Raw genomic sequence first — 8,968 nt, forward strand, 5'->3', positions numbered from 1 at the left:
AATGCCGATTATGCAGAACTCTCCGCAGGTGAGAATGATATCTATCTCAAGGGGAATGTATTCATTGTGAGAGAACGAGGCGCTGATCAGGTGACGATGCGCACTCAATTTCTCCATCTCATTCCTGACGCTGAAATTGCAAAAACTGACCAGCCGGTAACAGTAACGCGGATGAATACCATCGTGGATGCAGTGGGAATGGAATTAAATAACCGAACGGGTCGTATCGAGCTCAAATCCAGGGTAAAAGCGAGAGATGATAGAATGCGCCGGAGCGCTAATCGATCTGCAGGTAAGAAATAGCAAATTCAACTAAATCATCATGAACTTATGAATGTATTCCTTTTCGCCTTATTATTCATCGCTATGCTGTTACCGGATGTCATCCTGGCAGAACGTGCTGATCGTGACAAACCGATTCATCTGGAAGCGGACAGCGCTACGGTTGAAGACTACAAGCGCAAGGATGAGTTCCGCAGAAGCATTTTTACCGGTAACGTTATTCTTACTCAAGGGACACTCATCATTCGGGCAGACAAAATCATCATGAAAGAGGATCTCAAGGGTTTCCGCTATGCAACCGCCTACGGCAATCTGGTCAGTTTCCGGCAGAAACGTGATGGTGTTGACGAATATATTGAAGGCTGGAGTCAGCGTGTCGAATATGATGATAAAACTGACAAAATCGAGTTGTTTGGCAAGGCGCGATTGAAACAGGGGAAGGATGAAGTGCAGGGTGATTATATTTCTTATGATATTACGCGTGATTTCTTCGAGGTTAAGAGTGACAAGGAGAAAAGTGCCAAGGATGCGGCAAAAGGCAGAGTACAGGTGATTATTCAACCTAAAACAAAGTCCCCTAAAACAGAAGATACGAAAGAATAGTTTTTGTTTATGATGCCGAAATAAATTATCCGGAAAATACCATGGGCGTACTCAGGGCCGATAACTTAAAAAAAAGCTATAAATCTCGTGCAGTCGTGCGGGATGTGTCCTTTTCGATCGGAAGCGGGGAAGTTGTCGGTTTACTCGGCCCTAATGGGGCAGGTAAAACGACCTGTTTTTATATGGTAGTAGGATTGATTCCTTTAAACGGTGGTGAAATCCATCTGGACGAACAGAACTTGAGCAAAATGCCGATTCACCAGCGGGCACGCTTGGGTTTGAGTTATTTGCCGCAAGAAGCCTCCGTTTTTCGACGTCTTTCGGTCGAAGATAATATTCTGGCCGTGCTGGAGTTGCAGAATTTTAATGAAAATGAAATTCAGCAGCGACTGGATAACTTGTTGCACGATTTGCATATCAGTCATTTGCGGGAAAGCCTTGGCATTAGCCTGTCGGGTGGTGAACGGCGGCGCGTCGAAATTGCGCGTGCATTGGCATCAAAGCCAAGCTTTATCCTGCTGGATGAACCATTTGCAGGAGTTGACCCGATTGCAGTCATGGATATCCAGAGGGTGATTGGTTTTCTCAAGGAGCGCGGAATCGGTGTGTTGATTACGGATCATAACGTGAGAGAAACATTAGGGATTTGTGATCGTGCTTATATCATCAGCGAAGGGTCCGTCCTTGCTAGTGGCAAACCCGATGATATCATCGATAATGAGCGTGTCAGGGAAGTCTATCTGGGAGAGCATTTTCGGCTTTGAACAAAAGAATTGAATCTATGAAGATAGCTCAGTGATTGCTGCTTTTTCAATACTATGAAGCCTAATCTTCAGCTTAAATTATCTTCTAGTCTAACGCTGACGCCACAGTTGCAGCAGTCAATTCGATTGCTGCAACTTTCTACCCTTGAGTTGAATCAGGAAATAGAGCGGATTGTGCAAAATAATCCCCTGCTGGAAATAAGCGATAGCGCAGATAACGGGCAAATCCATGGTCAGGATTCTTCCGACGGGTTATCCTCAGTTATTCCAAGATCACAAATTGAATCAAATGGTGGGGAGCAGCTGGCAAAAAGTGATCATGAATCGATTTCGCCTGCAAGTGAAGATACCGATTGGTTTGGTGAGCAGGAATCCTTTTACACTGGCGGCGAAAGTGGCGAAGATGAATGGGATTTTGCCCAACAAGCGATAAATCCTCCTAGTCTGCGCGAGCATCTTGCGATGCAGACCAGCCTAAGTCAGATCAGCGAACGCAATCGTCATCTTGTCGGGGTATTAATTGATAGCCTGGATGATAACGGCTATCTTAAGCAGAATCTGCCGGAGCTGTTAGAAATGCTGCCAGCAGAGCTAGGCATTCATCTGCAAGATTTGCAGACTGCGCTCAAATATCTGCAGCAGCTGGATCCGCCCGGTATAGGTGCGCGCACACTGCAAGAGTGCCTGATGTTGCAGTTGCAGGCGCTTCCTGCAGAGACTCCGCATCGTCAGCAGGCACTTTTACTGGTTGAGCACCATCTTGAAGCACTCGCTGCCAAAGACTATAGACAAATTAAGAAGTTATTGCATTGTGATGATGATTGTTTGCGCTCAGTTCAGCAGCTGATTACGCAATTGAATCCGAAACCGGGGGAAGCATTCAATTCAGCGATTCCGCGTTATGTCATTCCTGATGTGTTGGTGAGTAAGCTCAATGATCGCTGGGTAGCATCACTTAATCCTGAATCGATTCCTCATCTTAGCATTAATCGGCTTTATGCTGATATATTGAAACGTGATCGAAATGATTCATTTCGAATGCTGATGAGTCAGCTGAATGAGGCCAAATGGCTGCTTAAAAATATCCAGCAGCGCTCTGAGACTATTTTGAGAGTATCCTGTGTCATTGTCGAACGCCAACAGGCTTTCTTCGAACATGGAGCAGTTGCTATGCGTCCGTTGGTCATGCGGGAAATTGCAGCAGCCCTGAATTTGCACGAATCTACCGTCTCACGTGTGACTACGCAAAAGTTTATGCATACACCTCATGGCATATTTGAACTCAAGTATTTTTTTGGCAGCCACGTGGCAACTGACAGCGGCGAGGCCTGCTCTGCAATTGCCATTCGCACCTTAATTAAACAATTGATACAAGGTGAGGATCAGAAAAAACCGCTTACTGATAGCCGCATTTCAGAGATTCTGGCTGAGCAGGGAATCATTGTTGCGCGCCGTACAGTGGCAAAATACCGCGAAGCAATGCATCTTCCTCCAGCTAGCTTGCGCAAAATGCTTTGATGGCATCAAATTACAGGTTTGTAGCTAAAATTCCAGGGTCTGTTGACATTCCTTATTCCAATTTCTAATATAAACGGCAATTATAAGTAAACATAAATATCTGTAAATAAATAGTTTTATAATATAAATTATTTACTTTTCTATTAGGATTTGGAATTAGAGGTGGCCATAGATAACCGCATATGATGGCTAACCATACTTTCGTAATTTCTTTTCAATTTGTCGTATCGTGTTGCTATTGCCCGATACTGCTTTAGTCGGGCAAAGGCGTTTTCCACCAAATGCCGGTACCTATACAAGCCCAATCTATATCTGCGTTACCCTTCAGCGGATTACGCTTTCTTGGGATCACGGCCCTGGCTCCTTTCTTTATGGTCTGCTCACGTGTGTACTCACTGTCATAGCCCTTATCCGCTACAATCGCTTGCACATCGGGCAACTCGGTCATCAGCTCCGGTACCACAGAGCAATCACTGACTTCTCCACCAATACCAAAGACCAACCCTATCCGGTTGGTCTTTCTCACCTACCCTCGCATGTTCGCGGAGTTCATGCGGGTTTCCTGCAACTTTACTCCTGCGCCAGGTTGCTTGAAATCACCCGTTTTTACTCTCTCCTGACTATTTTTCTCTCCGATTCCGCTCTTTTGAAGTGATCGGAAATTCACAAAGGCCGCATTTCGTGCCGATGGGCTACGCGCGGATGAATCAAGCAGTTGATTTTTGGTATCAGCAGGCAGAGGAAATCGCTCCAATTCAGAGAGTGGAGAATGCGCGGAAATCAGTGCCCCTCGATCAACTCCCCGAATAGTTCTCTGACTTTGACCTTCGCCTCTGTCAACGCAATCCGTCCATGTTCAGTGATTTCGTAGATACGTCGCTCTCGTCGTCCAGTGCGTTCGTGCCGGGAGGTCAAGTAGCCCTTTTTCTCCAGTCCGTGCAGCATCGGATAGAGCGTCCCGGCACTTATCTCGTAGCCGTGATGTTTTAGCTCTTCGATGATGCCGAGACCGAAAATCGGTTCCTCTGCTGCGTGATGAAGAATGTGCAAGCGGATCAATCCGCCATAGAGATCCTTGTCTGTCATCACTGTTCACTCAAAAAATCAAGGTTAACAACCATCCTCCGATCCCACTCCCAACGACGACCAACCACGACGGCAGTTTCCAAAACATAAGCGCTACCAGGGCGATCAGCGCTAGTCCGAAGTCTTGCGGCTGATGAATGGCGCTGGTCCATACTGGCTGGTAAAGCGCAGCCAGCAGTAGGCCGACTACGGCCGCACTAATACCGGCCAAGGCGGCTTGCATGCCTACGCTACGGCGCAATTGCTCCCAAAATGGCAGTGCTCCTATAACCAATAGAAAGGAAGGCGAGAAAATCGCCAACAGGCAAATTATACTGCCGAACCAGCCAGAAGGTTCGGTGTTCATCGAAGCCCCAAGAAACGAAGCAAATGTGAACAGGGGTCCAGGCATTGCTTGAGCCGCTCCATAACCAGCCAGGAAGGCATCATTGCTCACCCAGCCAGAGGGTACCACTTCGGCTTGCAGTAGCGGCAGCACGACATGGCCTCCGCCAAACACCAGCGATCCAGCGCGATAGAATGCATCTACCATCGCTATGGCCTGTCCCGGCAGCAGTTGAGCCAAAATTGGGAGAACAGCTAGCAAAAAAAAGAACAGAGACAGCCAGAGAGCTCCGACCTTACGGCTGATCATGATCGTCAGTGGATCATGTGCAGCGGCTTGCGGGGGGTTGAGCAGCAGCAGACCCACAATACCAGCAACAGCGATCACGATAATCTGACTCAAGGTGGAAGGTTCAAGCAAGATGATACAGGCGGCCATCGCCATAAGTGAGACACGCAACGTATCTGGGCAGAGATTGCGGGCCATTCCCCATACTGCCTGAGCAACCACGGCAACCGCGGCTACTTTTAGGCCGTGCAGCACGCCGGGTGCAACGGCTTCACTATAATTGTCAATGCCCAGCGCGAATAAGATTAATAAAGCCGCCGAAGGCAAAGTGAATCCCGCCCATGCGGCCAATGCTCCCATATACCCAGATCTTAAAAGACCTAGCGCGATCCCGACTTGACTACTTGCCGGCCCCGGCAGAAATTGACATAGCGCTACCAGATCCGCGTAGCTATGCTCTGCAAGCCATCGCCGCCGGATAACGAACTCCTCCCGAAAGTAACCCAAATGCGCGATTGGACCGCCGAATGAGATCAGGCCAAGTCGTAGGAAGATCAGAAAGACGGCCCAAGGGTTTCGATCGCTCGCGTTCGAATTAGTCATGAGTTTGATTTTTTTGAGTTCGCAACTTAATTCTTAAATTATAATCGAAATTCGATAGCGAGATTCGATTATAAAAGGACTCTCCCATAGAACTGATTCTGATTGGCGCCGTAGCACTACTAACATCTGGGGTTACGCTCTTTTCCGGGTTCGGTCTCGGTACCATTCTGATGCCAGTATTCGCACTATTTTTCCCGGTGCCGTTAGCCATCGCCGCTACGGCTGTGGTACATTTCGCTAACAATATCTTCAAGCTCGGTTTGCTTGCCAAGCAGGCGGACTGGCAGACTGTGGTACGTTTTAGCACGCCCGCCGCCATTACAGCCATAGCGGGGGCAAGCCTCCTTAATTTGTTCGACAAGATGCCGCCCATAGCACAAGCTATACTCTTGCTGGATCGATCTTCGAGATTACGATCGTCAAGGCAGTCATCGGTATCCTGATTATAGCGTTCGCTTTGTTAGAGTTGTGGCCCCGTTTTCAAGCATTGGCGTTTCCGCCTCATTGGTTACCACTGGGCGGGATGCTATCTGGATTTTTTGGCGGCCTGTCTGGTAATCAAGGTGCACTACGCTCAGCTTTTCTAGTCAAGCTCGGCCTCTCGAAAGAGGCTTTTGTTGCAACAGCGGCAGTGTCGGCTGTTCTCGTCGATGCCGTGCGGCTTATCGTCTATGGCGTAGGTTTTCTGGCCGAACATTTTGCGCGTTCTCAGCAGTTGATTCTGCCCGTGGCGGTGGGTACTGTTTGCGCCTTCGCCGACGCGCTCATCGGCAAGCGCGTGCTGCGGCAGGCCACGCTGCGCACGGTGCAGGCGGTAGTGGCAAGCATGATGTTGTTCGTGGGCGGCGGACTCGCGCTGGGGATACTCTGATGGCATTGATGAAAAATGTTGTCGCCATACTGATGCCAGCGATGCTCACTGCTTGCGCAGTGGTCGATCAATTTTCGAGCAGCACCGTCAGATATAACATACAGGCCGAGGAGACTCAGAATTAGGGCCTGTTGCTCAACATCGTCCGCGCCAGTCTACACCAACCCCTGCAATTCACAGGGCTGACCACCGTGTCAGGTAGCACCGAATCATCAGGCACAATAGGCTTTAGTATTCCCTTCGGTAGCGCTGCTCCGAGTATTTTTGAAGCGAGCCCTGGCGTGACCTTCTCCGGCGGCCCAACCTTTTCGGTCGCGATACTCGACACGCAGCAGTTCATTAACGGAATTCTCTCACCGATCGATATCAATACGATCGGTTACTTCCTGCAGCAGCGCCTTGCGCTCCCACCGCCGATTCTATTTCACTTACTGTTCGAGAAGATCGATCTTGTCTCGGCCGATGGGCAAGTAGTGCGCGAGGTCGAGAACTCACCGGCAGACGAGGAGAAGCTGCGTGAATTTCAAGCCCTGATCACTGATCTCATAGCCCAAGGATTAACCACGGAGCGGGTAACCAAGACGGTGGATATCGGACCACCTTTGTTGCCCGATCAGGCTGTTAATCCAGATCGAGGCGCAAGGTCTCCGCCTGGTCGCATTGGATGTCAGTGATGAATCGATCCGACTGGCCCCAGAACAGCGTACTGAGCTTCTTCATCATGGGATTCCAATCGCTTATCAGCTCCGCAAGAGGCGCCGCTGTCCGCTACAACAGACGATCCTCTTTCCACAGCAAGAGAGCATCCCGATTTTATTCTTTCAGTTTCGCCTATGAATAACCGCATTGGGTGAGGTATTTGAAGAAAGTAAAGATACTTTGTTCTGCTAGAATGCAGAATGGGTGCGAAAAAATCATTGCCGACGTGGGGGCTTGATCGGATATTCGATATTAACGAACTGACCGACCTAATGATGAAATGGGATTAAGTGGACACGAACATGACCAATCATTCGTTTACAGCAAAGGGCAAATCAACTTTTTGGATATCTGTTATCGCTTGGGTAACAGTTTTTCTTGCGGTTACAGCTCAGGCCCGGGAGGCAGAAGTATCCTTGATAGAAAACGCCAATCAGGTATTCAAGCCGCTCCCGCAGAATATGGCGACCGAGGTTTTTCCAATTATTCCCATTCGTGTCGCGTTGGGCAGGAAGTTGTTTTTCGACCCTCGGCTGTCCTTGGACGGTACCGTGAGCTGTGCAACCTGCCATCGTCCTGCCCTTTATGGCACTGATGCCTTGGCGAAATCGATCGGCGTCGAGCATCGCTTGAATGCTCGAAATGCGCCTACCATTCTCAATGCCGCGCTCCAGTTCAAAGCCCATTGGATAGGCGATCGTGAAAACGTGGAGGAGCAGGCGATGCGATCGCTGATCGGGCATAGCAGCTTCGGAAACCCTGATTTTGCGGCTGTCGTCCACAAGATTAAGGCGCTGCCCGGATATGAGGCAAAATTCAAGCAAGCTTTTCCGGATGATCCAGAGCCAGTGCAGCCTGAAAACTGGGGTAAAGCGATCGGCGCTTATGAGCGGACACTGGTGACCCCCTCGCCATTCGACGCCTTTCTCAAAGGTGATGTCAAGGCTTTGACATCTCAAGCACAAAATGGGTTAAAGAACTTTATGGACATTGGCTGCGCATCTTGTCACAACGGCGTGGGAGTCGGCGGTTCTTCTTTTCAGAAGTTCGGTGTATTTGAGGACTATTGGAAGAAAACGGGCAGTCAACCAATTGATGAAGGCCGTTTCGCTGTCACCAAGAATCCCGCCGACAAGTATATCTTCAAAGTGCCCAGCCTTCGTAACGTTGCCATGACGCCACCTTATTTTCATGATGGTTCGGTCGCAGCCCTGCCACAGGCGGTGCGCATCATGGGTAAAGTACAGCTCGACAGAGAACTCACCGATCAGGAAGTCTACAATCTGGTAGCCTTCCTGGAAAGCTTGACGGGTGAGCAGCCCGAAGAATTCATCACTGAGCCGATACTGGCACCGCAGGCATTTTCAGCGTTGCCACCTTGAGTCAATCGCGCGTATCCCCTGCCTGCGTTTTCGGGGTGCATGTCAGTAGCTTGCTCAGCATTGAGCAAGCTGAATATTAACGCTAACTCACGATAGTCAAAATTTTTGATCCGGTAAACTTTTGGTAGATGACTTAAAACGAGGAACTGGAGATGGCAGGATATGAGAAATAAAGAAGTTACGGCGTCGAGCATTCACATTGGAATTCAAGATTGAGGCGGTAAAACTTAAACGTGACCAATATTCAGGTTGGCAGGCGATTAGATGTATTGCTCAAGCTGATGATGTGGCAAAAATCAGGCGCCAGCCACCCTCGAGAGTCATTTTCCATTCTAATAGAGGCAGTCATTATGCTGGCCGGGTCACCCAACACTGGCTTAAAGCAGGCAATTGCTACGACAATGGTGTGCCACGAAGGCGCAAAGAAGGACGCAGTCCTTCGAGCAGCTATGCTGCATGAGAGATGAGGGTAGGCCCCTCGAAGTCTGGTTACAGGACTCGGCTTCAAACCACCACGAGCTGCTTCGATCAAAAGTCGCGGTAGTGA

General features: G+C 49.2%; 11 protein-coding genes and 1 pseudogene. 8 read left to right on the top strand and 4 right to left on the bottom strand.

Going from position 1 to position 8,968, the window contains the following annotated elements:
• The 4 genes from lptC to J5I83_RS09170 form a co-directional block, all read left to right on the top strand.
• A partial coding sequence (gene lptC, locus J5I83_RS09155) for an LPS export ABC transporter periplasmic protein LptC (protein ID WP_304055214.1) occupies positions 1–303 on the top strand: 303 nt, incomplete at its 5' end.
• 27 nt (positions 304–330) lie between these two features.
• The gene (lptA, locus tag J5I83_RS09160) at positions 331–885 is read left to right on the top strand and encodes a lipopolysaccharide transport periplasmic protein LptA (RefSeq protein WP_304055217.1); all 555 of its coding nucleotides are present in this window, start codon (positions 331–333) and stop codon (positions 883–885) included.
• A gap of 41 nt (positions 886–926) precedes the next feature.
• The gene (lptB, locus tag J5I83_RS09165) at positions 927–1,649 is read left to right on the top strand and encodes an LPS export ABC transporter ATP-binding protein (protein ID WP_304055220.1); all 723 of its coding nucleotides are present in this window, start codon (positions 927–929) and stop codon (positions 1,647–1,649) included.
• Between the two features lie 54 nt (positions 1,650–1,703).
• Positions 1,704–3,167, top strand: coding sequence for an RNA polymerase factor sigma-54 (locus J5I83_RS09170; protein WP_304055221.1), 1,464 nt, complete (start codon positions 1,704–1,706; stop codon positions 3,165–3,167).
• A 157-nt stretch (positions 3,168–3,324) separates the two neighbouring features.
• Here the strand turns inward: J5I83_RS09170 and J5I83_RS09175 are convergent.
• The 3 genes and pseudogenes from J5I83_RS09175 to chrA all read right to left on the bottom strand — a co-directional run.
• Positions 3,325–3,654 (bottom strand): annotated as a pseudogene (locus tag J5I83_RS09175) (transposase); the annotation flags it as partial.
• 293 nt (positions 3,655–3,947) lie between these two features.
• Complete coding sequence (locus J5I83_RS09180; protein ID WP_304055222.1) at positions 3,948–4,253, bottom strand: PadR family transcriptional regulator; 306 nt, start codon at positions 4,251–4,253, stop codon at positions 3,948–3,950.
• A 10-nt stretch (positions 4,254–4,263) separates the two neighbouring features.
• Positions 4,264–5,469 (bottom strand): chromate efflux transporter, encoded by a 1,206-nt coding sequence (gene chrA, locus J5I83_RS09185; protein WP_304055225.1) that lies wholly within the window; start codon positions 5,467–5,469, stop codon positions 4,264–4,266.
• 167 nt (positions 5,470–5,636) lie between these two features.
• On the opposite strand from chrA, the gene J5I83_RS09190 reads away from it, so the two are divergent.
• From J5I83_RS09190 to J5I83_RS09205, 4 genes are all read left to right on the top strand, one after another.
• Positions 5,637–5,912: a hypothetical protein gene (locus tag J5I83_RS09190; protein WP_304055235.1), complete on the top strand. Its 276-nt coding sequence runs from the start codon at positions 5,637–5,639 to the stop codon at positions 5,910–5,912.
• Positions 5,913–5,926: 14 nt separating this feature from the next.
• Positions 5,927–6,340 carry a hypothetical protein gene (locus J5I83_RS09195; RefSeq protein WP_304055228.1) on the top strand — a complete coding sequence of 138 codons (414 nt, stop codon included), beginning with the start codon at positions 5,927–5,929 and terminating at the stop codon, positions 6,338–6,340.
• A 191-nt stretch (positions 6,341–6,531) separates the two neighbouring features.
• Positions 6,532–7,014 (top strand): hypothetical protein, encoded by a 483-nt coding sequence (locus J5I83_RS09200; protein WP_304055230.1) that lies wholly within the window; start codon positions 6,532–6,534, stop codon positions 7,012–7,014.
• A gap of 327 nt (positions 7,015–7,341) precedes the next feature.
• Positions 7,342–8,421, top strand: a complete 1,080-nt coding sequence (locus J5I83_RS09205) for a cytochrome-c peroxidase (protein WP_304055231.1) — start codon at positions 7,342–7,344, stop codon at positions 8,419–8,421.
• Between the two features lie 244 nt (positions 8,422–8,665).
• Here the strand turns inward: J5I83_RS09205 and J5I83_RS09210 are convergent.
• On the bottom strand, positions 8,666–8,968 hold a 303-nt coding region (locus J5I83_RS09210; RefSeq protein WP_304055233.1), incomplete at its 5' end, for a hypothetical protein.

The organism is Nitrosomonas communis, from assembly GCF_024102715.1.
Lineage (GTDB): Bacteria > Pseudomonadota > Gammaproteobacteria > Burkholderiales > Nitrosomonadaceae > Nitrosomonas > Nitrosomonas communis_B.

Coding starts and splice junctions, on each gene's coding strand:
- J5I83_RS09180 (WP_304055222.1), bottom strand. CDS start 4,253: ATGACAGACAAGGATCTCTATGGCGGATTGATCCGCTTGCACATTCTT.
- lptA (WP_304055217.1), top strand. CDS start 331: ATGAATGTATTCCTTTTCGCCTTATTATTCATCGCTATGCTGTTACCG.
- J5I83_RS09170 (WP_304055221.1), top strand. CDS start 1,704: ATGAAGCCTAATCTTCAGCTTAAATTATCTTCTAGTCTAACGCTGACG.
- J5I83_RS09205 (WP_304055231.1), top strand. CDS start 7,342: ATGACCAATCATTCGTTTACAGCAAAGGGCAAATCAACTTTTTGGATA.
- chrA (WP_304055225.1), bottom strand. CDS start 5,469: ATGACTAATTCGAACGCGAGCGATCGAAACCCTTGGGCCGTCTTTCTG.
- lptB (WP_304055220.1), top strand. CDS start 927: ATGGGCGTACTCAGGGCCGATAACTTAAAAAAAAGCTATAAATCTCGT.